The organism is Mesorhizobium sp. M8A.F.Ca.ET.021.01.1.1 (assembly GCF_003998025.1).
In the GTDB taxonomy this organism is placed as follows: domain Bacteria; phylum Pseudomonadota; class Alphaproteobacteria; order Rhizobiales; family Rhizobiaceae; genus Mesorhizobium.
On the sequence record NZ_RZSJ01000015.1, the window covers coordinates 1 to 25,583 of the forward strand.

Annotated in this window: 21 protein-coding genes, 1 tRNA gene and 1 riboswitch; of the genes, 10 read left to right on the plus strand and 12 right to left on the minus strand. The window is 62.3% G+C overall.

Annotated features, from left to right (window positions below; all coding sequences use genetic code 11):
* Positions 1-26: 26 nt before the first annotated feature.
* Positions 27-935 (minus strand): polyphosphate kinase 2, encoded by a 909-nt coding sequence (gene ppk2 / locus EOA36_RS03280; RefSeq protein WP_127275606.1) that lies wholly within the window; start codon positions 933-935, stop codon positions 27-29.
* 155 nt (positions 936-1,090) lie between these two features.
* Here ppk2 and EOA36_RS03285 point away from each other — a divergent pair, with 155 nt between their 5' ends.
* From EOA36_RS03285 to EOA36_RS03295, 3 genes are all read left to right on the plus strand, one after another.
* Positions 1,091-2,356: an ATP-binding protein gene (locus tag EOA36_RS03285; protein WP_127275607.1), complete on the plus strand. Its 1,266-nt coding sequence runs from the start codon at positions 1,091-1,093 to the stop codon at positions 2,354-2,356.
* 116 nt (positions 2,357-2,472) lie between these two features.
* On the plus strand, positions 2,473-3,198 hold the full coding sequence (phoU, locus tag EOA36_RS03290) for a phosphate signaling complex protein PhoU (RefSeq protein ID WP_127275608.1): 726 nt from the start codon (positions 2,473-2,475) through the stop codon (positions 3,196-3,198).
* 93 nt (positions 3,199-3,291) lie between these two features.
* Positions 3,292-4,299, plus strand: coding sequence for a magnesium and cobalt transport protein CorA (locus tag EOA36_RS03295; protein WP_127275609.1), 1,008 nt, complete (start codon positions 3,292-3,294; stop codon positions 4,297-4,299).
* Between the two features lie 68 nt (positions 4,300-4,367).
* Here EOA36_RS03295 and EOA36_RS03300 read toward each other — a convergent pair whose 3' ends face one another.
* A complete protein-coding gene (locus tag EOA36_RS03300) occupies positions 4,368-4,886 on the minus strand; it encodes a GcrA family cell cycle regulator (RefSeq protein WP_127275610.1) in 519 nt (172 codons plus the stop codon).
* Between the two features lie 356 nt (positions 4,887-5,242).
* Here EOA36_RS03300 and EOA36_RS03305 point away from each other — a divergent pair, with 356 nt between their 5' ends.
* The 3 genes from EOA36_RS03305 (at position 5,243) to EOA36_RS03315 (ending at position 8,531) form a co-directional block, all read left to right on the plus strand.
* Complete coding sequence (locus EOA36_RS03305; protein WP_127275611.1) at positions 5,243-6,442, plus strand: aspartate aminotransferase family protein; 1,200 nt, start codon at positions 5,243-5,245, stop codon at positions 6,440-6,442.
* A gap of 16 nt (positions 6,443-6,458) precedes the next feature.
* Entirely contained in the window at positions 6,459-7,370 is a 912-nt protein-coding gene (gene argF / locus EOA36_RS03310; protein WP_127275612.1) for an ornithine carbamoyltransferase, read from the plus strand.
* 129 nt (positions 7,371-7,499) lie between these two features.
* Positions 7,500-8,531 carry an Hsp33 family molecular chaperone gene (locus tag EOA36_RS03315; RefSeq protein WP_127275613.1) on the plus strand — a complete coding sequence of 344 codons (1,032 nt, stop codon included), beginning with the start codon at positions 7,500-7,502 and terminating at the stop codon, positions 8,529-8,531.
* A 235-nt stretch (positions 8,532-8,766) separates the two neighbouring features.
* Here EOA36_RS03315 and apaG read toward each other — a convergent pair whose 3' ends face one another.
* On the minus strand, positions 8,767-9,159 hold the full coding sequence (gene apaG, locus EOA36_RS03320; protein ID WP_027146773.1) for a Co2+/Mg2+ efflux protein ApaG: 393 nt from the start codon (positions 9,157-9,159) through the stop codon (positions 8,767-8,769).
* Between the two features lie 220 nt (positions 9,160-9,379).
* Here apaG and EOA36_RS03325 point away from each other — a divergent pair, with 220 nt between their 5' ends.
* Entirely contained in the window at positions 9,380-10,531 is a 1,152-nt protein-coding gene (locus tag EOA36_RS03325; protein WP_127275614.1) for a ceramide glucosyltransferase, read from the plus strand.
* Positions 10,532-10,558: 27 nt separating this feature from the next.
* On the opposite strand, the gene EOA36_RS03330 is transcribed toward EOA36_RS03325, so the two are convergent.
* Positions 10,559-11,749, minus strand: coding sequence for an O-succinylhomoserine sulfhydrylase (locus EOA36_RS03330; protein ID WP_127275615.1), 1,191 nt, complete (start codon positions 11,747-11,749; stop codon positions 10,559-10,561).
* Between the two features lie 56 nt (positions 11,750-11,805).
* Positions 11,806-11,883: riboswitch (SAM riboswitch) on the minus strand.
* Between the two features lie 140 nt (positions 11,884-12,023).
* Here EOA36_RS03330 and EOA36_RS03335 point away from each other — a divergent pair.
* Positions 12,024-13,118, plus strand: a complete 1,095-nt coding sequence (locus tag EOA36_RS03335) for a 2'-deoxycytidine 5'-triphosphate deaminase (RefSeq protein WP_127275616.1) — start codon at positions 12,024-12,026, stop codon at positions 13,116-13,118.
* Positions 13,119-13,169: 51 nt separating this feature from the next.
* Here EOA36_RS03335 and araD1 read toward each other — a convergent pair whose 3' ends face one another.
* The 4 genes from araD1 to chvE all read right to left on the minus strand — a co-directional run bounded on the left by araD1 (position 13,170) and on the right by chvE (position 18,417).
* A complete protein-coding gene (gene araD1 / locus EOA36_RS03340) occupies positions 13,170-14,162 on the minus strand; it encodes an AraD1 family protein (RefSeq protein ID WP_127275617.1) in 993 nt (330 codons plus the stop codon).
* Positions 14,163-14,365: 203 nt separating this feature from the next.
* On the minus strand, positions 14,366-15,652 hold the full coding sequence (gene mmsB, locus EOA36_RS03345) for a multiple monosaccharide ABC transporter permease (protein ID WP_127275618.1): 1,287 nt from the start codon (positions 15,650-15,652) through the stop codon (positions 14,366-14,368).
* On the minus strand, positions 15,649-17,181 hold the full coding sequence (mmsA, locus tag EOA36_RS03350; RefSeq protein WP_127275619.1) for a multiple monosaccharide ABC transporter ATP-binding protein: 1,533 nt from the start codon (positions 17,179-17,181) through the stop codon (positions 15,649-15,651). The genes mmsB and mmsA overlap by 4 nt, the downstream gene beginning before the upstream one ends.
* Before the next feature lie 165 nt (positions 17,182-17,346).
* Entirely contained in the window at positions 17,347-18,417 is a 1,071-nt protein-coding gene (gene chvE, locus EOA36_RS03355) for a multiple monosaccharide ABC transporter substrate-binding protein (protein WP_127275620.1), read from the minus strand.
* Between the two features lie 292 nt (positions 18,418-18,709).
* On the opposite strand from chvE, the gene EOA36_RS03360 reads away from it, so the two are divergent.
* On the plus strand, positions 18,710-19,699 hold the full coding sequence (locus EOA36_RS03360) for a LysR family transcriptional regulator (protein WP_015319281.1): 990 nt from the start codon (positions 18,710-18,712) through the stop codon (positions 19,697-19,699).
* A gap of 86 nt (positions 19,700-19,785) precedes the next feature.
* Here the strand turns inward: EOA36_RS03360 and EOA36_RS37140 are convergent, their stop codons facing one another.
* A complete protein-coding gene (locus tag EOA36_RS37140; RefSeq protein ID WP_189553112.1) occupies positions 19,786-20,049 on the minus strand; it encodes a hypothetical protein in 264 nt (87 codons plus the stop codon).
* Positions 20,050-20,388: 339 nt separating this feature from the next.
* Between EOA36_RS37140 and EOA36_RS03370 the strand changes: the two genes are divergently transcribed.
* The gene (locus EOA36_RS03370) at positions 20,389-21,150 is read left to right on the plus strand and encodes a Stf0 family sulfotransferase (RefSeq protein WP_127275621.1); all 762 of its coding nucleotides are present in this window, start codon (positions 20,389-20,391) and stop codon (positions 21,148-21,150) included.
* A gap of 201 nt (positions 21,151-21,351) precedes the next feature.
* Here EOA36_RS03370 and EOA36_RS03380 read toward each other — a convergent pair.
* The 3 genes from EOA36_RS03380 to EOA36_RS03390 form a co-directional block, all read right to left on the minus strand.
* Positions 21,352-21,425, minus strand: a tRNA-Gly gene (locus EOA36_RS03380).
* Positions 21,426-21,499: 74 nt separating this feature from the next.
* Positions 21,500-23,410, minus strand: a complete 1,911-nt coding sequence (locus EOA36_RS03385; protein WP_127275623.1) for an acyltransferase family protein — start codon at positions 23,408-23,410, stop codon at positions 21,500-21,502.
* 211 nt (positions 23,411-23,621) lie between these two features.
* Positions 23,622-25,112, minus strand: a complete 1,491-nt coding sequence (locus EOA36_RS03390; RefSeq protein ID WP_127275624.1) for a hypothetical protein — start codon at positions 25,110-25,112, stop codon at positions 23,622-23,624.
* Positions 25,113-25,583: the final 471 nt, after the last annotated feature.

Genomic DNA, 25,583 nt, shown 5'->3' on the forward strand with positions numbered 1-25,583 from the left:
GGCTTTGGCCGCGCGGCGCCAAAGCGTCAGTCCTGCTTGCCCAGGAATGACGGCCCTTCGCCGATGATCTTCTTGTCTTCCTTGCCGACGACATCGAGATCGCGCCCCTCGTAGGGCAGCGACAGGAGGATGCGACGCATCACCGCCAGCCGCGCGCGGCGCTTGTCGTTGGCCCGCACGATGATCCATGGCGCGAACTCCTTGTGGGTGTGCTCGAACATGCTGTCGCGCGCCTTGGTGTAATCGTCCCACTTGGTGATGCCGGCAATGTCTATCGGCGAGAACTTCCAGCTCTTCAGGGGACTGTAGCGGCGATCGTGAAAGCGCTGGAGCTGCGTCTCCTGGCCGATGTTCAGCCAGAATTTGAAGAAATGGATGCCGTCATTGACGATCATTCGTTCGAAATGCGGCGTCTCGTCGAGAAACTTCTCATGCTGTTCGGGGGTGCAAAAACCCATCACTGGCTCGACGCCGGCGCGGTTGTACCAGGAGCGGTCGAAAGTGACGAATTCGCCCGACGTCGGGAAATGGTCGGCATAGCGCTGGTAGTACCATTGCCCCAGCTCCGTCGGGGTTGGTTTGGTCAGCGCGACGTTGCGCGCCGTGCGCGGGTTGAGGTACTGGCGCACCACGAAGATCGTACCGCCCTTGCCGGCAGCGTCACGCCCCTCGAACAGCGCCATCACCCGCTTGCCGGTCGCCTGCAGCCAGGCTTGCGCCTTGACCAGCTCGATCTGCAATTTCTCGAGCGTCTCGTCATACTCTTCGCTTTTCATCTTCTTGTCGTAGGGATACCCGCCCGCGGTCAGCTTGTTCTCCTCGACCCAGTCCGGAAGCTCGGGATTCTCGATATCGAACTCCCGTTTCTTGCCGCCGATCTTGATGTTCAGCGGACCAGAAGTTGGCGTGACGGAATTTTCCTTGGCGTTTTTCATGCAGACGAACCCTTTTAAGTGTCTGGACTCATGCTATTGGGAGCCACTACAGGCCGCATGTCCATTTGGACGCGCAAACGACGCTGTAGCACTTTTGATTTGCGGTCCAGCGGAAGTTTCCGTCGCCGTGTGACCGGTGGAGGTTGGGCGCGCGAATGACTGACCTGGGCGCGGAACAGAAAGGCACGGGGCAAGCCATGGCCGCCCGGCTGTGGAACAGCCGCTGGCTGCTTGCGGCCGGGGTCGTGGCGGTTCTGATCGCCTATGGCTTCGCGGGGATTTCCGCCTACGTGCTGGTACCGGCTCTGCTGCTGTTGCTGGCGGCGGCAATATTGCCGGCGGCCGGTGTGCGCCATTCCGCCGAGAGCGTCGGGGCAATCGAGGCGATGGGCTTGCAGCGCCTGTCGGGGGAATATCTCGCGGCCGCCGTCGCCGATCCGCTCATCATCTTCGACCAGGCCGCCACCATCGTCCACGCCAACGCCGCCGCCTTTGCCGCCTTTGGCGGCATCGCGCCCGGCATATCGCTGCCGCTGAAATTCCGGGCGCCGGAAATGCAGGCGCTGCTGGACAGTGTGCTGTCGGGAACCGTCGCCTCGGATGTTGTCGATTACACCGAGAAACTGCCTGTCGAACGGGCCTACCGGGTCAGCGCGTCATCGGTCGGGCATGGCACCGACCTCTATGTGCTGGTCTTCAAGGACCAGAGCGAGGCGCGACGCATAGACCGCATGCGCGCCGACTTCATCGCCAACGCCAGTCACGAGTTGCGCACCCCGCTGGCCTCGATCGCGGGTTTCATCGAGACGCTGCGCGGACCGGCCCGCAACGATCCGGCGGCGCGCGAGCAGTTCCTCCAGATCATGCAGAACCAGACCGGCCGCATGGCGCGCCTGATCGACGATCTGCTGTCGCTGTCGCGGCTGGAGATGAAGCCCTATCTGAGACCGGGAACCGAAGTCGATCTGCGCCAGACCGTCGACAGCGTCATCGATTCGCTCGGACCGCTCGCCCGGGAAAACAATGTCGCCATCGAGCGCGATTTCGCCAAGGGGCCGCTCGATGTGCCGGGCGATCGCGACGAGTTGTTCCAGGTCTTCGAGAACCTTTTGGAAAACGCCTGCAAATACGGCCAGTCGGGCGGCCGCGTCGTGGTGTCGATCGCGCGCGGCGATGACGGTTCCGAACCAGGCATCGACGTGACGATCCGGGATTTCGGCCCCGGCATCCCCGAGGAACATATCCCGCGCATCACCGAACGCTTCTATCGTATCGATGTCGAGACCAGCCGGACCCAGAAAGGCACGGGACTTGGCCTGTCGATCGTCAAGCACATCCTGACGCGTCACAACGCAAGGCTGACGATCCGGTCCGAGGTCGGCAAGGGCGCCGCGTTCTCAGTCCATTTGCCGGCGCACTGATACTGCCCTAGTTTTCCACGGGACCGTTTCTTTTTTCTGTCATCCGGTTAGCGTATCAGCGGGGATTCGAGGAAACGACTCAAAATCAAGACACCCCGTGGGAAGGCATTTCGTCCATGCAGTCCGTTCACACAATGAGCGCCTTTGACGAGGAACTGAAATATCTCTCCAAGCGCATCGCCGCGATGGGCGGCCATGCCGAGCGCATGGTCGAGCAGGCGGTCGCCGCCTTGGTCAATGCCGATCCGGGATTGGCCCAGAAGGTCATTCGCGATGACCTCGTGCTGGATGAGGGGCAGCGTGAGATCGACGACAAGGCGATCATCATCATCGCCAAGCGCCAGCCGATGGCGACGGACCTGCGCGAGATCGTCGGCGCCATCCGCATTTCGGCCGACCTCGAGCGGGTCGGCGACCTCGGTAAGAACGTCGCCAAGCGGGTGGTCGCCGTCATCGACGGCCGTCAGCCGACCAGCCTTTTCCGCGGCCTGGAGGCTCTGGCCAACCTGGCGCTGACCCAGCTGAAGGAAGTTCTCGACGTCTATGCGTCGCGTTCGGTCGACAAGATCGGCTTCGTGCGCGACCGAGACGACCAGATCGATGCCATGTACACGTCGCTGTTTCGCGAATTGCTGACCTACATGATGGAAGATCCGCGCAACATCACGCCCTGTACGCATCTGCTGTTCTGCGCCAAGAACATCGAGCGTATCGGCGATCACGCCACCAACATCGCCGAGACCATCTACTACATCGTCACCGGCGACCAGATGCCGCCCGATCGGCCGAAAAGCGACAAGACGGACAAGATCGGCCTCCCCGCGGCGCTGCCGGTGAAGTGAACGCACGTCCTCTCGAACGCTTGATCATATTGCGCTAAACTACCCCGAGATAAGCTTGGTTCCCTGGGGAAGGCAACGCTTTCGGAGGCCGCGATGGAATATGTCCGGGAGTTCAAGCCCTCGCCGCCGACATCGGGCATCATTGCCTGCGGTGTCTATACCGCCGGGCGCCGCATCGCCGATATTCCAATCGAGGAAGCCGGCGATTGGGCCAAGAAATCGGGACACGTCGTCTGGATCGGGCTGCTTGAACCCGACCGTGAACTTCTGCTGCGCGTCCAGGCACAGTTTCATCTGCATGAGCTGGCGATCGAGGATGCCGAGCATCCGCACCAGCGGCCAAAGATCGAGCAATATGGCGATGCGCTGTTCATCGTCGCCCGCACGGCGCAGCTGATCGACGGGCGCGTCACCTTCGGCGAGACTCATCTGTTTGTCGGCTCAGGCTACATCGTCAGCGTCAGGCACGGCCCGTCGACATCCTATGCCGCCGTGCGCCAGCACTGGGAAAGCTGCCCGCACTCGCTGGCCAAGGGCGAGGATTTCGTCCTTTACGCCATTCTCGACTTCATCGTCGACAACTACATGCCCGTGCTCGAGCAGATCGAGGACGAGGTCGAGGCGATCGAGGACAAGGTCCTGCTGAAGCCGATGACCGGCCCCGATATCGAACGGCTTTACATGCTGCGCCGCGACCTCTTGCGCCTGCGCAATGCGGCATTGCCCCTGGTGGAAGTCTGCCGCCGGCTGACCAGCGCCGAGCTGCCGCAGATCCATTCTGCCATGCACCCGCTGTTCCGCGACGTGACGGATCACATCCGCACCGTCCAGGAGAAAATCGACAGTCTGCGCGAGGTGCTGGCCTTCGCCTTCGAGGCCAGTCTCCTGGTCGGCCAGAGCCAGGAAACGGCGATCTCCAAGAAACTCGCCTCGTGGGCGGCCATCCTGGCGGTGCCAACCGCATTCGCCGGTATCTACGGCATGAACTTTACCGACATGCCCGAGCTGAAGATGGAATATGGCTACCCGATGGTGCTGGCCACCATCGCGCTGATCTGCTGCTTCCTGTATTGGCGGTTCAGGAAGAAAGGCTGGCTGTGAAAGAGCAAATAGCGAATAGGGGAAAAACTGCATTGCCCCCTCGCGGAAGCTCAATCAGTGGCTATTCCCTATCGGTTCCTGCGCCGCTCCGCCGCTGGCTGGAACGCCACGCGGGCATGGTACTTGCAGTAGGGACCGGTCTCGGCGGCTTCGTTGCCGCAGAAATTGAAGTCCTCCGAAAGCGGATCACCGTTCGGCCATTTGCAGGTGCGCTCGGTCAGTTCGACGAGCTGCAGATGCCGTGAGATCGGTACCACGACGTTCTCGACCGGGCGAATGTAGTGTCTTGCTACAGGTTCGGCGTCGAATTGCGTCTGAAGGGCCGTCGCGCCGATCGAAGTCGTGACATGACGTGCCGTGGTCGCGGCGCGTGCCACCGACTTCTGGACGGTCGATCCTTGCGATGCCTTCTTCTGGCGTGCCGGCGTCGCCGTCGCACGGCCGCGGCCCGACAGTTTCAGCCGGTGCACCTTACCGATGACCGCGTTGCGGCTGACCCCTCCAAGCTGAGCGGCAATCTGGCTTGCGCTCAGACCCTCCGACCACAGTTTTCTCAAGAGTTCTACCCGCTCGTCAGTCCAGTTCATGACCGCGCTCCTCATAAGCGTGCGGCAATCAGAATCCTTTCCCGACCCAGCACCACTGCTGGGGCAGACACCACATATATCTGGTGATTAGGTCCGCCGCACGAAATCTAGTTATTTCTCGACTACAACTACTCTATGCGCTGACTCGGTGACAAGAGTCCCAAGTGCAACACGAATCGGTTTTTTCGGTTTTCCCCAACTTGCCCGGTCGCTCATGAGCCGGCGTCGCGTCAGGGGGCTTGCCGCGCGCCACTACGCGACGTTTTCGTTGACTTCATGACCGAAAAACACGATAAGCCACAGAAGGCCGCCGCTTTGGCGGCTTTTTTGATTTTCCGGTACCGGAGACGCATATAATGAGCGGTTCGGCGCTTTACGAGACCTTTGCTCGCGCACCCCTGGCCTTCGACCATGGGGAAGGCACCTGGCTGGTTACCGACAAGGGCGAGCGATATCTCGATTTCGCCGGCGGCATAGCTGTCAATTCGCTTGGCCACGGCCATCCTCATCTGGTCGCGGCCCTTACCGAACAGGCGGCGAAGCTCTGGCACGTCTCCAATCTCTATGAGATCCCGGGGCAGAGCCGGCTTGGCGAACGATTGGCTGATGCCACCTTCGCCGACAAGGTGTTCTTCACCAATTCCGGCGCCGAGGCGCTGGAATGCGCGATCAAGACGGCGCGGCGCTACCACTTCGTCAAGGGACATCCCGAGCGCTTCCGCATCATCACCTTCGAAGGCGCCTTCCATGGCCGCACGCTGGCGACCATCGCGGCCGGCGGCCAGTACAAATATCTCGAGGGCTTCGGACCCAAGGTCGAAGGCTTCGATCAGGTCGGCTTCGACGACATCGACGCCGCTGAAAAAGCGATCACGCCCGAGACCGCCGCGATCCTGATCGAGCCGGTGCAGGGCGAGGGCGGCATCCGCCCGGTACCGACACAGTCGTTGAAGCGTCTGCGGCAGCTCTGCGAGCAGCACGGCCTGTTGTTGATCTACGATGAGGTTCAGTGCGGCATTGGCCGTACCGGCAAGCTGTTCGCGCATGAGTGGTCGGGTGTGACGCCCGACATCATGGCAATCGCCAAGGGCATTGGCGGCGGCTTCCCGATGGGCGCCTGCCTTGCCACCGATGAAGCGGCCGTCGGCATGACCGCCGGCGTGCACGGCACCACGTTCGGCGGCAATCCGCTGGCAATGGCGGTCGGCAACGCCGTCCTCGACGTCGTGCTGGAAGATGGATTTCTCGAGGATGTCCAGCGCAAGGCGCTGCTGATGAAGCAGGGGCTTGCGTCGGTAGCCGACGAATTCCCCGAGGTGATGGAGGATATCAGGGGCACCGGGCTGATGCTCGGCCTCAAATGCGCGATGCCCAACGGCAAGGTGAACATGGCGCTGCGCGACCAGCATTTGCTGGCGGTTCCGGCCGGCGACAACGTCATTCGCCTGCTGCCGCCGCTGACCGTCACCGATGCCGAGATTCACGAAGCGCTCGGCCGCATCCGCGCCGGCGCCAAGGGCCTGTCGGAGGCCATTGCCTCCGCCGCCGCGAAGTAATCCGGAACCATTCCTGATGTCAGTTCGCCATTTCACCGATCTTTCCACCGTTTCCGAAGGCGATTTGCGCTTCATGCTGGATGATGCGGTGACGCGAAAGGCGCGTCTCAGGGCCGGCGAGCGGACCAAGCCGCTCGAAGGCAAGGTGCTGGCCATGATCTTCGACAAACCGTCGACGCGCACGCGCGTTTCTTTCGACGTCGGCATGCGCCAGCTTGGCGGCGAGACCATCATGTTGACCGGCACCGAGATGCAGCTCGGCCGCTCCGAGACCATCGCCGACACCGCCAAGGTGCTGTCGCGCTATGTCGACGCCATCATGATCCGCACCACCTCGCACGAGCGGCTGCTAGAGTTGACCGAGAATGCCACCGTTCCGGTGATCAACGGGCTGACCGACGACACCCACCCCTGCCAGCTGATGGCCGACATCATGACTTTCGAGGAGCATCGCGGTCCGGTGGCCGGCAAGACCATTGCCTGGACCGGCGACGGCAACAACGTGCTACACTCGCTGCTCGAGGCCTCGGCACGGTTCCGCTTCAATCTCAACGTCGCCGTACCCGAAGGCAGCGAACCGGCGCAGAAGCATGTCGACTGGTCCAAGGCGCATGGCGGCAAGCTGCATTTCACCCGCTCGCCCGAAGAAGCCGTCGACCAGGCCGACTGCATCGTCACCGACTGCTGGGTGTCGATGGGCCAGGAACACCGTGCCCGCGGCCACAATGTCTTCTCGCCCTATCAGGTCAACGCGGCGCTGATGGCCAAGGCAAAGCCCGACGCCCTGTTCATGCATTGCCTGCCGGCCCATCGCGGTGAGGAGGTGACCGACGAGGTCATCGACGGACCGCATTCGGTGGTCTTCGACGAGGCCGAAAACCGGCTGCACGCCCAGAAGGCCGTGCTTGCCTGGTGTCTCGGTGCTTGATGTGTCTTGTTGCTTGATATGTCTTGGCGCCTGAAATGCCCAGGCGCTTGATCTGCGGGGGCGCGATGCCTATCTGCGCCGCATCACGCAAATCAAGCGCGTTTGGACGCATGTGCCCACCAGGGCCGCATGGCCGCGCCCTGGAGCTTTGTCATGTTGGAAAGCCATCAAGTGACTGAACATCACCCCAAACTCGGCGAGTTCGGCTACGCCGGCGACGATCACGTCGTTCCCTTCGAAGTCGGTCCGCTCGACGTGCGTGGCCGCACGGTGCAGCTCGGGCCGATGCTCGACGCCATCCTTGGCCGCCACGACTATCCCGAGCCGGTCGCCCGCCTGCTGGCGGAAGCCTGTGTGCTGACGGTGCTGCTCGGCACCTCGCTCAAGTTCGAAGGCAAGTTCATCCTGCAGACCCGTACCGACGGGCCTGTCGACATGCTGGTCGCGGACTTTTCCACGCCCTCGGCGCTGCGCGCCTATGCGCGTTTCGACGCGGATCGGCTCGAAGCGCTGGTCGCGGCCGGCGAGACCTCGCAGCAAACGCTGCTTGGCAGCGGCGTGCTGGCGCTGACCATCGATCAGGGCGCCCATACGCAGCGCTATCAGGGCATCGTCCAGCTCGACGGCGAAACGCTGGAAGACGCGGCGCGCACCTATTTCCGCCAGTCGGAACAGATCCCGACGGATATCAGGCTCTCGGTCGCCAAGCTGCTGACGCCCGGTATCGGCGGTGCGCGCGAGCAGTGGCGCGCCGGCGGCATACTGGCGCAGTTCCTGCCGCAATCGCCCGAGCGCATGCGCGTCCCGGACCTGCCGGGTGGCGATGGCGATCCGCGCGAGGAAGTCCACGATCCGGCCGATAATTCCTGGCAGGAACTCCTCGCCTTGCTGGGCACCATCGAGCCGACCGAGCTGATCGACCCGACCATCGGCGCCGAGCGGCTGCTCTATCGCTTGTTCCACGAGCATGGCGTGCGCGTCTTCGGCGGCGTCCCGGTCACCGACCAGTGCTCGTGCTCCAGGGACAAGATCCGCGATATCCTCGAAGGCTTCTCCGCGCAGGAGATCAAGGACAGCACCGAGGATGGCGGCATCCACGTCGCCTGCGAGTTCTGCTCGACCCAGTACGACTTCGATCCGGCCGAGTTTGCGGCTCAGTAAAGCTAGTCCCTTCTCCCCGTCACTATACGGGGAGAAGGTGCCGGCAGGCGGATGAGGGGCAGCGCCAGCGTTAGTACAGGAGCTCCTTGGCTCTATCTGAAGAAATTCTCGCAAGCTCGGCGCTGCCCTCATTGTCCTGCCGGACGGTCGTCACTCGAAAAGCCAAGCAATTGGCTTTTCGTCCGCTTCGCGGACCATTCCTCAACTCCCCCGTATAGTGACGGGAGAAAAGACGCTAATTCACCGTGCGCCTTGTCCCCGGCAGATCGAGCGAGAAGGCGGGGATGGCGATGTCGAAGGTCTCGCCGCGCTTGTTGCGCATCGTGTAGCGTCCGACCATGATCCCGGACGGTGTCGAGAGCGGGCAGCCGGACGTGTATTGATAGCTGTCGCCGGGATTGAGTTCCGGCTGGTCGCCGACAACGCCCGGCCCGCGCACTTCCTCGACCCGGCCGGCGCCATCGGTGATGTGCCAATAGCGCGACAACAACTGCACGAACTCGTCCGACTGGTTGTCGATCGTTATCTGATAGCCCCAGACATAGCGGTTCTCCGAGGGATCCGAACGGTCCTCGAGATAGAACGGCCTGACCTGCACTTCGATGTTGCGCGTCACGGCGCGGTACATGAGCGGCTCCAAAACAACCCGATGACTTTCAGCGCTCCCGGTGAGCAGGTCAACGTGCGCGTCTTGTCGCGGCTGACCTTGAACCGCAGGTGCCGGCAAAGAATGTCATTTAAGTGACACACGACAATGGTGGTGTGCACGAACCGGGCGACTCGGCGCTCTGTCGAACTGTTGAAAACGGCCACGATGCCGGCCGCCTTTCCGGAGTGACCAGATCTCGATGGAACTCACCTTCATAGCCGCCTCGCTTTCGACCGCACTCATCCTTTCAAACGCCGCCAGCATTTCGCTCGCCGCTTCACAGCTGAAACGGCGCAACACGATCGCCCCGCCAGCCGGCAAGCCGCAACCGGTCTCGATCGTCGTCCCGTCGCGGGGCGTCGAGCCGTTCACGCATGAGACGCTGGAACGCGCCTTCGCCCTCGACTGGCCACGCTACGAACTGATCTTCTGCGTCGCCCATCCCGACGATCCGGTGGTCAAACTGATAAACAGGGCGATTGCCCGGTTTCCCAAGGTGCCGGCCCGGCTGCTGATCGGTGACGACCGCGTCAGCGCCAATCCAAAGCTCAACAATTGCGTCAAGGGTTGGGAAGCGGCACGCCACAACTGGGTCATCCTTGCCGATTCCAACGTCCTGATGCCGAGGGACTATGTCGAGCACATGATGGCGGCATGGCGGCCCGACACCGGCCTTGTCTGCTCGACGCCGATCGGCTCGCGGCCCGAGGGTTTCTGGGCTGATGTCGAATGCGCCTTCCTTAACACATTGCAGGCCCGCTGGCAGTATGCCGGCGAGGCGCTCGGCCTCGGCTTTGCCCAGGGCAAGAGCATGCTGTGGAACAAGCCGATGCTGAATGCCAATGGCGGCATTCGGGCGCTGGCCGCCGAGATCGCCGAGGACGCTGCCGCCACCAAGCTGGTGAACGGCCTCGGCTTGCGCGTCAATCTCGTTGCCGCGCCCTTCGAGCAGCCGCTCGGCCAGCGCACGCTTGGCGAGATCTGGTCGCGTCAGGCCCGCTGGGCGCGCCTGCGCCGCGTCACCTTCCCGCTGTTCTTCGCGCCCGAAATCCTGACCGGCGCGGCGGTGCCTCTCGCGCTTGCCCTGGTTGCTGCGGCGAGCGCCGGCATCAGCCTCTGGGCAACCGCGATTGCCGTGTTGGCGGCCTTCTACCTTCCGGAGTGCGCACTGGCCTTGTCCAAGGGCTGGTACCTGTCGCCGCGCATGGTCGCGGCCATGATGGCGCGGGACGTGATGCTCCCAACCCTCTGGGCGCGCGGCTGGCTCGGCGGCGCCGTCGACTGGCGCGGCAACGCAATGACCATCCGCACCAAGGCGGCCGAACTGGAGGAGACGCCGTCGCGCGCCTGATCGCCGCGACCGACGCTCCCAAACAGCCTATTTGGCGGCCTTCAGCGCCTGCGCGATGTCTTCCAGCAGGTCGTCGGCGTCCTCCAGGCCGACCGACAGCCTGAGCGTCCCTGGCCCGATGCCGAGTTCGGCGCGGGCCTCGTCGCTCAGGTTCTTGTGCGTCGTCGTCGCCGGATGGGTGATCAGGCTCTTGGCATCGCCGAGATTGTTCGAGATCAGCACGATGTCGAGGGCGTTCTGCAGCGCGAAGGCCGCCGGCTTGCCGCCCTTGACGTCGAGGCAGATCAGCGTCGAGCCGCCCGACATCTGCTTCTTGACGATGGCGGCCTGCGGATGGTCGGCGCGGCCGGGATAGATGACGCGGGCGATCTGCGGCTGCTCGGCCAGGAAGTCGGCGATCCTGCCGGCGCTTTCCGTCTGCTGGCGCACGCGCAGCGGCAGCGTCTCGAGCCCCTTCAGCAAGGTCCAGGCATTGAACGGCGACAGGCTGGGGCCGGTGTGGCGGAAATAGTCGTGCAGGTTTTCGTCGATCCACTTCTTGTCCGACAGGATGACGCCGCCGAGGCAACGGCCCTGGCCGTCAATATGCTTGGTGGCCGAGTAGACGACGATGTGCGCACCAAGCTGCAACGGCTTCTGCTGCAGCGGCGTGGCGAAGACATTGTCGACGACAAGCCGCGCGCCGATCGAATTGGCAAGCGAGGCGACGGCTGATATGTCGACGACTTCCAGCGTCGGATTGGTCGGGCTTTCCAGGAAGAACAGCTTGGTGTTCGGCCTGACCGCCTTTTCCCAATTGGCGATATCGGTGCCGTCGACCAAGGTCGCCTCGATGCCATAGCGCGGCGCCAGCGTCTCGACCACCCAGCGACAGGAGCCGAACAGCGCGCGCGCCGCAATGATATGATCGCCGGCCTTGACGCTGCACAGAAGGGCCGCGGTCACCGCCGCCATGCCCGACGCCGTGGCGCGCGCGTCCTCGGCGCCTTCGAGAGCGCACATGCGCTTTTCGAACATGTCGACGGTCGGGTTGGCGTAACGCGAATAGATGAAGCCAGGCTCTTCGCCCTTGAAGCGGGCTTCCGCCGCCTGGGCGGTTTTATAGACATAGCCCTGGGTCAGGTACATCGCCTCGGCGGTTTCGCCGAATTGGGAACGCAAGGTTCCGCCATGCACGAGTGCCGTCTGAGGTTTCCAGTTGCGCTTCTTGGTGCTCATCGCTTTGTTCCAGACACAAAAAAACCGGCCGCGAAAGTCGCAACCGGTCCATACGGCCTTGCGGCCCGACGGTCCTTTAGCGACTTGTTTAACGTGGCTGCAAGCCGACCGGCCAAATCACCACGGGATAACGACCCTTTAGACCCGCGCCACGCTTGCGTCAATTGCCGGCTTCATTAAGAGGTTTGTACCAAGGCAGGTTCCGCAAAAGTGCCCAGTGGTTTTGCGGCAAGAACCTGCACCAAAAGAGACCAGTCTTGGGCGGAGCCAGACTTTGCGGCAGACAGGCATTCTTCCCGATCAGGACATTTCGGCGCTGTTCAAGTCCGGCGCGCTGAAGTCGCCGCGCGCGCTCGATGCCGATCAGATCCAGCCGGCGAGCCTTGATCTCAGATTGGGGAAAAAGGCCTGGCGGGTGCGCGCCTCGTTCCTGCCCGGCCCCAACCACAAGGTCTCGGAAAAGCTCGATCGGCTGCAACTCCACGAGATTAATCTGACCGAAGGCGCGGTTCTCGAAACCGGCTGCGTCTATATTGTGCCGCTGCTCGAAAGTCTGGCCCTGCCGGCTGATATTTCGGCGTCGGCCAATCCGAAGAGCTCGACCGGGCGCCTAGACATCTTCACCCGCGTCATGACCGATCGCGGCCACGAGTTCGACAAGATCGCCGCCGGCTATCACGGTCCGCTCTATCTCGAAGTCAGCCCGCGCACCTTCCCGATCATTGCGCGCACCGGTTCGCGCCTGTCGCAGATCCGCTTCCGCACCGGCAATGCACTGCTCTCGGAGGCTGAGCTGCATGAATTGCACAACGCCGAGATGCTGGTCGCCACCGATCCGCCCAACATTTCCGGTGGCGGCATCGCGTTGTCGATCGATCTCAATGGCGACAAGGATGGGGTGGTTGGCTATCGCGGCAAGCACCACACCGGGCTCGTCGATGTCGACAAGCGTGCCGCCCAGGATGTCCTCGATTTCTGGGAGCCGATCCATAAGAGCGGCGCCGGCGAACTGGTGCTCGATCCCGACGAGTTCTACATCCTCGTCAGCCAGGAGGCGGTGCATGTGCCGCCGCTCTACGCCGCCGAGATGACGCCCTTCGATCCGCTGGTCGGCGAGTTCCGTGTCCACTATGCCGGCTTTTTCGATCCGGGGTTCGGCCATTCGGCGTCCGGCGGCACCGGCAGCCGGGCGGTGCTCGAAGTGCGCAGCCACGAAGTCCCGTTCATCCTCGACCATGGCCAGATCGTCGGCCGGCTGGTCTACGAGCACATGCTGAAGCGGCCGCGGGCGCTTTACGGCACCGACCTGGGCTCGAACTACCAGGCGCAAGGCCTCAAGCTCTCAAAGCATTTCCGCGCGGTGCGCTAAGGTCGAAGCTGCCGATCTCCCCACGAGAGGGGGATGACGCCCTCGTGGCTTTTACAGCGCCTTCACCGCCACCTTCACCGGCTTTTCGATTTCCAGCGGGTTGCGCAGCGGCAGGCCGAAATCCCCTGCCTCGATCTCGAACACGTCGCCTGCTTCCGTGTTGATGCCGTCGGCGAAGGATAGCGTCGCGGTGCCGAACATATGCACATGCACGTCGCCCGGCTGGCGGAAGGCCGAATATTTGAAGTGGTGGTGTTCGAGATTGGCGATGGTGTGCGACATGTTCGTTTCGCCCGACAGGAACGGCTTCTCCCACAATGTCTTGCCGTCTCGCAGGATGCGCGACGTGCCGCGGATGTCCGAAGGCAGGTCTCCGATCAGGATTTCCGGCCCGAACGAGGCATTGCGCAGCTTGGAGTGGGCGAGGAAGAGATAGTTCACGCGCTCGGTCACATGGTCCGAGAATTCGTTCGACAGCGTGAAGCCGACGCGGAACGGCGCGCCGTCGTCGCCGATGACATAGATCCCGGCGACCTCGGGTTCTTCGCCGGCATCCTTGGCAAAGGCCGGCGACATCAGCGCCGCGCCAGGCGCGACCGCCATGGTGCCGTTGCCCTTGTAGAACCATTCCGGCTGTACGCCGACCTGGCCTTTGGCGGGTTTGCCGCCTTCCAGCCCCATGCGGAACATCTTCATCGAATCGGTGAGCTGCTCCTCGCCGTCGGTGCTGAGCTTCTTGTGCATGGAATCGCGCGTCGCGGCCGACCCGAGATGCGTCAGCCCCGTGCCGGTCAGGTGCAGATGCGCCGGGTCGGGGTGATTGATCGGCGACAGGAGCCGTCCCCTCTTGTAGGCGGCGTCGAGATCGACCGTCTCGCCAAGTCCCTTGCGTTCGATCAGGGCGGCCAGGCCGACACCGGTGCGGGCGGCCTCCATCGCCAGCGAATAGACGCTGCGCGCGCCGTTGATGATCCGGGTCTTCCCGCCGCTGCGGGCAACGACACGGATCGTCTCGGCGTCGTCGAGAATCTGCGAGATCAGCATGATCAGTCCTCTCTCATTTTTCCGTGTCCGGCTGCCATCGGCAAAATCCTGACCGGCGCGGCGCGGAAACGCGCCACGGTTGAAACGCTTCGTCCGGATTGCGTTCGCGAGCCTGGTCCTTCCCCGGACTTCTTGGTGCCGACGGGCTGCCGGCAGCTTCGCGATCTAGAACCCGTATGCCTCCTAGTCCTCGCCTCCAGCCCTTAAGCCTTGTTCTTGTTGTAGACGTCGAAGATGACGGCTCCGAGCAACACCAGTCCCTTGACCACCTGCTGCCAGTCGACGTTGACGCCCATGATCGACATGCCGTTGTTCATCACGCCCATGATGAAGCCGCCGACCACCGCGCCGATCACCTGGCCGACGCCGCCCATCGCCGAGGCGCCGCCGATGAAGACGGCCGCGATCACGTCGAGCTCGCTGCCGAGGCCCGCGGCCGGCACGGCCTGGCCGAGACGCGCGGCGATGATCAGGCCGCCGAGCGCCGACAGCACGCCCATATTGATGAACACCAGAAGCGTCAGCCGCTCGGTGTTGATGCCCGACAATTGCGCTGCCTTGGGGTTGCCGCCCATCGCGTAGATGCGGCGACCGATGGTCATGCGCTTGGTAACGAAGACGAACAGCGAGATCAGCACGCCCATGACGAGCAGCACCACCGGCAGGCCCCTGTAGCTGGCGAATTCATAGACCAGGAACAGCGCCAGCGCGCTGGCAACCAGCGTCTTGATGACGAACAGGGGGAAGGGCTCGGCCTCATAGCCGTGGCGCTCGCGTTTGCGCCGTGTCCTCACCCCGAAATAGGCATAGGCCAGCACGGCGATCAGCCCCAGCACGACCGTCGTCATGTGCAGCGTCAGGCCGCTGCCCAAAATGGTCTTGCCGGCCGCGTTTACCGTCGGCGCAATCAGCGTCAGCGGGCCGATCACATCAGGAATGAAGCCGGAGCTGAGTGCCTTGAAGCCGTCCGGAAGCGGACCCACCGAGGAGCCGCCGCCCAGCAGCGCCTGGCAGATGCCGCGGAAGATCAGCATGCCCGCCAGCGTCACGATGAAGCTCGGTATCCGGTGATAGGCGATCCAATAGCCTTGCGCCGCGCCGATCAGGCCGCCCACGATCAGGCAGACGATCGAGACCACCAGCGGATTGCTGAGCGGTCCGAGCTGCCAGATGACCATCATGTTCGCCGCCAGCGCGCCGATGAAACCGGCGACCGACCCGACGCTGAGGTCGATGTAGCCCGAAACGATGACCAGCAGCATGCCCAGCGCCATCACGATGATGAACGAGTTCTGCTGCACCAGGTTGCTGAGGTTGACCGGCTTGAACAGCGTTCCCGACGTGGTGAACTGGAAGAACAGCATGATGACGATCAGCGCGATAATCAGACCATATTCGCGCAGGTTCGTCGTCAGCGCCGAGACGGCGATGCGTGGACGCTGTTCTTCGGCGATGTTGCCTTGCGGGGCGGGGGCGCTGTCGGTGCTCATGCTGCTTTTCCTTCTCCACGAACGATGGCCCGCATTATTTTTTCCTGGCTCGCGTCCGCCGCGGGCATTTCGCCCACGATGCGCCCTTCGTTCATGACATAGATTCGGTCGGTGATGCCGAGCAATTCCGGCATTTCCGACGAGATGACCAGGATCGCCTTACCTTCAGCGGCGAGGCGCGCAATGATCGTGTAGATTTCGTACTTGGCGCCGACATCGATGCCGCGCGTCGGCTCGTCGAGGATCAGAACTTCCGGGTCGGCGAACAGCCATTTCGACAACACCACCTTCTGCTGGTTGCCGCCCGAAAGATTGCCGGTCATCTGATAGACGCTCGATGCACGGATGTTGGTTTTCTTTCGATAGTCGTTGGCAACGGCGAGCTCGCGCATGTCGTCGATCACACTGTGGCGCGAGACGCCGCCCAGATTGGCCAGCGTTATGTTGTGCTTGATATGATCGATGAGGTTGAGACCGTAGGTCTTGCGGTCCTCGGTCACATAGGCGATCCCGTGTTGGACCGCCTTGCTCACCGAGGAGACGTCGACCGCCTTGCCCTTGAGCAGCACTTCGCCGGTGATGCGGCGCCCATAGGAGCGGCCGAACAGGCTCATGGCGAATTCGGTGCGGCCGGCGCCCATCAGCCCGGCAATGCCGACCACCTCGCCCTTGCGCACGTTGAGGTCGATGCCCTTGATCACCTGCCGCTCGGCATGGATCGGGTGATAGACCGACCAGTTCTTCACTTCGAACACGACCTCGCCGATGTCAGGCTCGCGCGGCGGATAGCGGTCGTCGAGCGAGCGGCCGACCATGGAGGTGATGATGCGGTCCTCCGAAATATCCTTCTTGGCCAGCGTCTCGATGGTACGCCCGTCGCGGATCACGGTAACCTTGTCGGCGACCCGGTTCACCTCGTTGAGCTTGTGCGAGATCAGGATCGAGGTCATGCCTTGCCGCTTGAATTCGAGCAGCAGGTCGAGCAGCGCCTGGCTGTCCTTTTCGCTGAGCGATGCGGTCGGCTCGTCGAGGATCAGCAGCTTAACTTCCTTGCTCAGCGCCTTGGCGATCTCGACCAACTGCTGCTTGCCGACGCCGATATTGGTGATCAGGGTCTTGGGGTCCTCCTTGAGGCCCACCTTCTTCAACAGGGCGCTGGTGCGCGCCTCGTTGGCGTTCCAGTCGATGACGCCGTATCTGGCGTGCTCGTTGCCGAGGAAGATGTTTTCGGCGATCGACAGCATCGGCACCAGCGCAAGCTCCTGGTGGATGATGACGATGCCCTTGTGTTCGCTGTCATGGATGCCCTTGAATTGGCATTCCTGGCCCTGAAAAATGATCTGGCCGTCATAGGTGCCGGAGGGATAGACGCCCGACAGCACCTTCATCAGCGTCGACTTGCCGGCGCCGTTCTCGCCGACAACGGCGTGGATCTCACCTTCCTCCACGCTGAGGTTGACGTTCGACAGCGCCTTCACGCCGGGGAACGTCTTGGTGATGTCGCGCATCTCCAAAATCGTCGAGGTCATCAGGGCAAGCTCCTCCTAGACTTTCTTGTTTTTACGCAATTCCTGACGGAAAACCGCCGCGCACTTTTCCTGGAATTGCTCTAGGCCGGCAGAAACAATACCGGGGTCGCTTGTGAACGAAAAGGGGCCCTGCGTTGCGCAGGACCCCTGATTTTATAACCGGGATTACTTCAGGTCTTCGGCCTTGATGTAGCCGGAATCGACGACCATCGCCTGGTAGTTCGACTTGTCGACCTCATGCGGCGTCAGCAGGATCGAGGGAACCACCTTGACGTCGTTGTTGTAGGTCTTTTCATCGAGGCCTTCCGGCTTGCCGCCCGAGAGCACCTTGTCGACCAGCTGCACAGTGGCCTTGGCCAGTTCGCGGGTGTCCTTGAACACGGTCGAGTACTGCTCGCCCGAGATGATCAGCTTGACCGAGGCGGTCTCGGCATCCTGACCGGTCACGATCGGCCAGGGCTGTGCGTCCGTGCCGTAGCCGACGGCGCGCAGCGAGGCGGTGATGCCGCGCGACAGGCCGTCATAGGGCGACAGGACGCCGTCGACGCGGCTGCCGTCCGAGTAGTTGGCCGACAGGAGGTTGTCCATGCGAGCCTGGGCGGTGGCGGCGAGCCAGCGCAGCGTGCCGACCTTGTCCATGCCGGTCTGGCCGGACTTGATCTTGATCGAGCCGTCGTCAATCAATGGCTGCAGGACGGAGATAGCACCGTTGTAGAAGAAGAAGGCGTTGTTGTCGTCGGGCGAGCCGCCGAACAGTTCGACGTTCCACGGCTTGGTGTTCGGGAAGCGCTCCTTGAGGCCCTTGACCAGCGAATTCGCCTGGATCACGCCGACGCCGAAATTGTCGAAAGTGGTGTAATAGTCGACATTGGCGGTCTTCTTGATCAGGCGGTCATAGGCGACCACGACGACGCCTGCGTCGTTCGCCTTCTGCAGCGCATCCGACAGGGTGGTGCCGTCGATCGAGGCGATGATCAGCGCCTTCGGGCCCTTGGTGATTTCGTTTTCCAGCTGGCTGAGCTGGTTGGGGATGTCGTCCTGCGCATACTGCAGGTCGACAGTGTAGCCGAGCGCCTCGAGCTGGGATTTGACGGCGTCGCCGTCATTGATCCAGCGCTGCGAGGTCTTGGTCGGCATCAGCACGCCGACAAGACCCTTGTCGGCCGCGTGCGCCTGATAGCTCATGGCAGCGATGCCAAGGGCCGCGACGGCGGCCAGCGTCTTGATGATTTTCACGTTACTCTCCCTGGTTGATGGACGCGACACCTCGGGGCTTCGCGGGCCGCGCAGCCAGACAGGAGCGCAAAGGCGCCGCTGTCGGCTTTATCGATCTCCGGTATCCTCCCAATCGGCTCCGCGACACAGTTTCAATCGATACGATTTTGTTCGTTACCGACCCTTGCATCTCGGAGCGCGCGAAGGGTGGGTCCCTTTGCCATAACTGTCAAATGCGATCTTTGGTGGTTGCTATACCGAAACCGGTATGATCTAGCATGCGGAAAGAAACCGGCGGAAAGGCTGGAAGATCATGGCGGCATTGCGCGATCCCGATGCTATTCCAGTAAGTTACGAGAAGCTCCCGGGAGATGGGGAGACACTCCTGCGCAGTGGCTTGAGCTTGCGCCACATGCGCATGATCGCCGCCCTCGACGATCACGGACGGGTGAGCGCGGCGGCCCAGGTCATGAACATCTCCCAGCCGGCCGCCTCGCGCATGATCGCCGAGATGGAGGCGGTGCTTGACGTAAAGCTGTGCGAACGGCTGCCGCGCGGCGTGACCCTTACCCCCTACGGCCAGGCGCTCGCCAGGCGGGCCCGGTCGATCCTGCTCGAGATGCGCGAAGCCGACCGCGAGATTGCCGAGCTCAAGGCCGGCAAGGGCGGCTCGGTGTTCCTCGGTGCCGTGACCGCGCCGGCGATCGAATTGGCCGTACCGGCGATTCGCGAGATCCGCCGCATCTACCCGCGCATCGAGATCACCATGCAGGTCGAGACGTCGAACGTGCTCGCCCGCGAGCTGATCGCCTCGCGCCACGACTTCATCATCGCCCGCATTCCCGACGACCTCAATCCGCGGCTGTTCGAATCCCGTGTGATCGGCGTCGAGAAAGCCTGCCTGATCGTGCGCCGCGGCCACCCGCTCGCCGGGGGCAATGTGGTCAGGCTGGAAGACACCGCCGCCTATGACTGGGTCTTCCAATCGGGCGGTTCGCCCTTGCGCCAGGCGATGGAAAGCAATTTCCTGAACCGCAACATCGCGCTGCCGGACCGGATCTTGAACACCAGCTCGCTGCTGCTCACGCTGGTCATGGTTGCACAATCCGATGCCATCGCACCGGTCTCGGTGCAGGTGGCGAAGTTCATCCAGAATCCGGACGGGCTTGCCGGCGCCATCGATGTCGTCCAGACCGAGTTCGACATCGAGGTCAGGCCCTACAGCCTGATCACGGTCCGGAATCGCGTGCTCTCGCCGGCGGCCAAGATGCTGCATGATTTCATCCTGCGCGAAGTAGGGTGACGGAACGAGAACCGACACCGCGCGTTCAGAAGCGATCGGCATGCGCGCTGGAGCCTGTTTCGGGCGAGGGAACGAGGTGTCGATGGTCAACAACTCAAGAGGTTTTTATGGAACGTCGGAAGTTTCTTACTGGAATGCTTGGCGTTGCGGGGGCAGTGGCATTTGCAAGCGTGGCCGGACCCGGCCGCGCGGTTGCCGGTATTCCCCAGGGCGCCGGAATTCTTGATGAGCTGGACAAGCCAGATCCGGCTGTCTTCGAAGGGGACGACGAAGTCGCGCTGGAGCAGGTCTCCCATCGCAGCGGCCACCATGGCCACGATTACCACGATGACTACTGGCGTCGCCGCCATGGACGCCGCCGCGGCTGGAGACGGGTTTGCCGCAGCTACTGGCGCCACGGCCGCCGCCGCGTCCGCTGCTGGCGCGAGCGCGTCTGGCTGTAATCGCTTCTGCGGTTGACGCAAAGGCCGACCACCACAACGTGGCCGGCCTTTGCGCGTACGGCGTTGATCGACCAGTGTAACGTGTATGGCCTGCATTTTGCCTTGGCGTGAGGTCGAATCTACGGAACCATATGAGCCTTTGTTCGTTGAGGCGCTGTTTAAGCGGAGCTTTGACATGTCGAGGGGCGATCAGGAAGAACGGCTTTCTGCAATCGAGGTCGGACAGGCCGCGGGCAATCCGCACGCATGAAAGGCGTGGCGATACTTACCGAAGCCCGTAGCGGTTCCGAATGGCTTGGCAGTCTCACAAACAGCACGGGATTGTTCGGCAACTCCGCCGAGTGGCTCGACACGACCAATCTCGGGTGCAAGCCGAAATCCTTCGATGACCTGCTGTCCGCCGTGATCGATCGCGGCGGGACCGCGAACGGCACGTTCGCCGTCAAGCTGTTTCCACGGCACCTTCACTGGTCGCAGGCCAAATATGGAGCCGACTTCCTGGCGGAATGCGGCCGGCGCCATGCCATGGGTTTGGTCCTGCTGGAGCGGCGGGACCGTCTTCGCCAGGCGATTTCCTATTGCCGGGCGAAGGCGTCAGGCCATTGGAGAAGCACGATGGACGGCGCGGACCTGGTTCCGCAATACGACTTCGCCGGCATCTGCCAGGCCTATTTTCTGATCGAGCAGAGCTATGCCTTCTGGGAGGCATATCTGCGGCTGGCCGATCTGCATTACGATCACTTTTTCTATGAGGATCTGTTGGACGATCCTCGTCCGTACGTCGCGTCGGTGGCTCGGCAATTGTCAATGGAAATGCCGGACGGAGAGTTCGAGACGAATTTGCGCCTGCAGCGGGACGACCTCACCGAAGATTGGGCCGAGCGGTTCCGCAACGACGTCAAATCGGAAGACCTACTGGCGCATCTGCCCAGGAAGGTGGCACCGCGGAATATCAGCAACCTCGCCCGGTTCCTCCTCAAGAAGCAGATGCGAACCGGCCAGGCCTGAATGCCTCTTTAGTCTCGCCAAGAGCAATTCCAGGAAAAGTGCGTAGCGGTTTTCCCGGGAGAAGCGCGTAGCGCTTCCCCTTGGGAATTGCGTGAAAACAAAGAGTTAGAGCGGGCCAGCGATTCCGTGAAATGCTGAATCGGCTCGGGTGGACAGGTTCCTGCGTGGGCCGGATCAGCAACCGACTTTTCGGTTTCAAGCTGGAGCGGGTAGCGGGAATCGAACCCGCGCGTTCAGCTTGGGAAGCTGACAGGCTACCATTACATCATACCCGCGCTGCAGCCTCGTTATCATGACGGCATGGCTTCGGGCAATCGCAAAGCAGTGTCACGACGCGGGCTTCGCCAACTCACCTGGTGACGGTTGGCGCCTGCTCCCTGACCTTTGCGACTTCGCCGCCGGCGGCGAAGCTCGGCCAGTATTTCGAGATAGCCAGCGTCGCGCCGGCGGAAGAGAAATGGCCATAGTCGAAATAGAGAAACTGCTTGCTGGTGGCATCCGCATAGGAACAGCCGGTGGCGTCGCACAGATAGGTAAGCGGATCGATGAAGGTCGCGCCTTTGGCGAAGGGCTGCACCTGCTTGTTGATGTCGGGATCCATGGCCATCGGCCAGGATGTGTTCACGGCGCCCTCGTGTTTTGCAAAGAAAGCGATCTTCTGGACGTCGGCGATGAACTCCGGAGACTGGCCGATGACATAGACCTTGACACCCATGTCGCGCAGCCGGTCGATCGTCGTTTGCAATCCGTCGAAGCCCCTTGCCTGGTAATCCGTCCATCGTCCGCTCAGGATCACCGCCTGGATATTGGCATCGCGGATGATCGACAGCGCCCGTTCGTTGAAGCGGGTGCAGGCCGGCCGGGCATAGGAAAAATAGGACAGGTTGGGTGGGCAGCCGGCATAGGTATATTGGATGACGTTGGCCTCGATTTTCTGCGCGTTGGCCTCCAGGCCCGAAACATAGTGAGCCGCGAAGGAATCGCCCCACAGCAGCACATTGGTGGGAAAGCCGTGCGTGCGCGTGCAGTCGGCAAGGTTCCAATCCTCGATCCGATTCCCGCCTTCGTTGAAGCAGACGCCGTTGCGCCAGTCACCCACCAGGATGCGTTGCGTCGAAAAATCAGGGAACCGCTGCGGAAAGCCGTTGCCGAGCACGCCGGCCAGACCGCCGACGCACAGCAGGGCAATCGCCGTCGCCGAAAAGGCGAAGATCGGCAGCGGGGCGGTAAAGGGTCGCTTCCGCCGGAAAGGCTGCTCGACATATTTCCACGAGAAGGTCGCCAGGGCGAAGCTCGCCACCGTCATCGCGACGATCGTCGGCACCGAGATGGCTTTCAGCGAGAGATAGTGGACGAAGGAATTGATCGGCCAGTGAACAAGGTAGAGCGAATAGGAGATGAGGCCGACCCAGACCATCGGAGAGAATTGAAGCACGCGCGTGGCGACAGGCACGGGCCGGTCGGGGTGATTCTGGCCCGCATAGATGAGCAGAGCGGTTCCGATGCAGGGAAACAGGGCGTTGTAGCCAGGAAACGGATCGCTCTCCGAAATCGTCAGGAAGCCGAATGCAAGCAGGGCAAAGCCGGCCAGGCCGACCAGTTCAGTTGCCGGCCGGCTGGCTAGTGGCGGCGGCCTTTTCAGCATCAGCATGGCGCCCAGCGCCAGTTCCCAGATCCGTGTCGGCAGGAGGTAGAAGCCAGCGGTCGGCGCCAGCGTGGTCGCCATGACCGCCAGGGCAAAACTGCCGATGGCGATCGGCAGAAGGATCGTCAGCCAGCGCTTCGAGGCATACCGGTAGATCAGATACACAAGGATCGGCGCGAAGATGTAATACTGCTCCTCGACCGAAAGCGACCATGTGTGCAGCAGCGGCCGCAATTCGGCGTCGATCGAAAAATAGTTCGTCGTCTTCCAGAAATAGATGTTCGACCAGAAGGTCGAGGCCGCGATCACGCTGAGGCTGAATTCGTGCAGGTCCGACGGCAGCAGGATGAACCAGGCCGCAATGCTTGCAAGCAGGATGACGAAGGTCAGCGCCGGCAGGATGCGCCGTGCGCGACGCCAGTAGAAGCGTCCGATCGAGAATTGGCCGCGCTCGAGATCATCGAGCAGCCTGCCGCTGATCAGATAGCCCGATATGACGAAGAAGATGTCGACGCCGGTGAAGCCACCGGGAATGGCGGACACGCCGAAATGGAAGAGCACGACGGGCAGCACCGCAACGGCCCGCAGGCCATCGATATCACGCCTGTAATTCATTCGACCGGTCCGTATGCCGTGGCCGGCGATGGTCGTGCGGCGGAGCCTGAAATGCTCCTCATACGGCAATCCCCGGTCGTGCGAAAAATCGTGGCTCGTGGGTCCCACGGAATGTGCTCTGCAGCACAACTTTGCTGCACTGCAACATACATGTCAAGACGAATGCCAGGCTTCGAACGCTGGCGACGCCGATTTGCCGGAACGGGATGAATCAGGCGCCGGGCAGGTAGATCACGGCGTAGTCGTCGGCATAGGCCCGCTTCCAGCCCAGTTCATCGAAGAAGGGGATGCGGGTGTCATCGGCTGTAAGCAGTGCCCAGCCGATGGCGTATTTCTTCAACTGGGCCTCGAGCAGCGGTTTGCCGCCGGTTTGACCCGTCGCCTCATCCGTTTTCGTGAACCCGTCCTGGAACAGTTGGTCCGTCCTGCCGTCGATATAGGTCTTGATGCCGTGGAAAATCAGCGTGCCGCCGAAATTGTAGGAGTTCATCACGTTGCCGGACAGGTGGTGAGCGCTGGCGAACGCAAGGGCGCCGCTGGCCGATGTCTTCGGGCTCGCTGCGACTTGGTAGGCGTTGTTGAGCGCAAGGACCGCGCCGACCAGCAACGCGGCCGTCGCGCCGCAGAGCAGATGGAACCGGCTGGCGAAGAACTTTTCCAGTACGTCACGCTTTTCGCTCAGCCAGGCGCCGGCTGACAAAGAGGGGTACTGGCGCGCGACTTCGACCGCCACCACCACGGGAACAAGCAGGAAGAACAGATAGACGAAGCGCTGGTGCGACAGGTAGACATGCAAGGTGAAGACGACGAACAACGCCTTGGCCCAGCCGATCCGCAGCCGTGACGTTATAAGCCCGAAAAGCGCCACTAGTATAGCGGCTTCCTGGAGATCCTGTTCCTGGACATTGAACGGCCGCCACTCCAGGATCAGGGGTACTGCTTCATTGCCATGGGCGACGGTGAACGTGGCCAGAATGGCTTGCACACCATAGGGATTGATCAGGCTGACCAGCGGACAGAGCAGGCCAAACGCAACCCACTTCGTCAAAAGAGCGGGTTTCGACAGGCCGGTGCGCGCCACGAGATCGAGACCGGCGAAGGCGGCGATGACGAAGCTCAAGGTGAAGGTAGCGTGCAGGTTGGCCCAGAGCACAACCAGCGCGAGGAGCCACCACGGCGGGGCCTTCTCCTCCGCCGATGCACGAAACAACACCGCCGTCCAGGTGACGATGATCGGCAAGGTGAAGACGTGGGGACGCGCCGTATAGACAGGTGCGATCAGGATGGCCAGGATGAACGTCAGCGCTACCGCCAGTACCGGCTTCAGCCACGCGCTGAGGAACCATGCCGTCACGGAGACTGTCAGCCCTATCGCGGCGATGATCAGCGTGGCGACACCAGTCCATCCGCCGCTACGGTAGGCAAGGCTCAGAAAGACCTGCCCCAGCCATTCCTTTGCGATCCACGGATGCCCGGCAAAAGTGTAGGAGTAGGCATCGACCGTTGGAAATGCCTGGTTTGCCAGGAAATCCAGCCCGACTTTCACGTGCCACCAGCTGTCGGGGTCCTTGAGGGTCGCGCCCGCGAATGGGGCCAATCCAGCAGCCGCGATGGAGGCGGCGAACAGGCAGAATATCAGCCTGATGCGCTGTGCGTCCTCGAGCCGCGACGTGGTCGGAACGATTGCCTCAGCCTGGTTCATGTCGCGCTCCGGGCCATTTTGCCTCTATTCTTGTCAACCGATCGGGGCATCCGCGTCGCCGGCGGAGAACGAAACGGGCTTAGCCGGAATGAAAAACGGCGGCGAACAGCCAGTTTCCCGCCAGATGGACAAACGGTTTTCGATGAGAGCTCCAGCCCGGCTGGAATGACCGCATATCCCAGCGTCGTGCTCAACAGGCCGACGGCGTCGGATAACAGCTTCTCCGGACAGTCAAACGAGCGGCTTGACCACATGCGCAAAATATTGGGCTCCAATAGGTATCTTGGTCAGGAAACGCTCGAACGGCCGCAGCCTTGCAAGCGCTCTGGGAAAGAAAATCCGATAGACGATCCGAGTGCCGGAAAGACCCGCCGCGGCCATTCGCCTGCGCATCTCCGGCGAGCTTATCAGGACCGCGTTCTCGTCGAAGGCGCAATTCCTTACCGCGTGGGTGGTCAAGGGATTCCACGG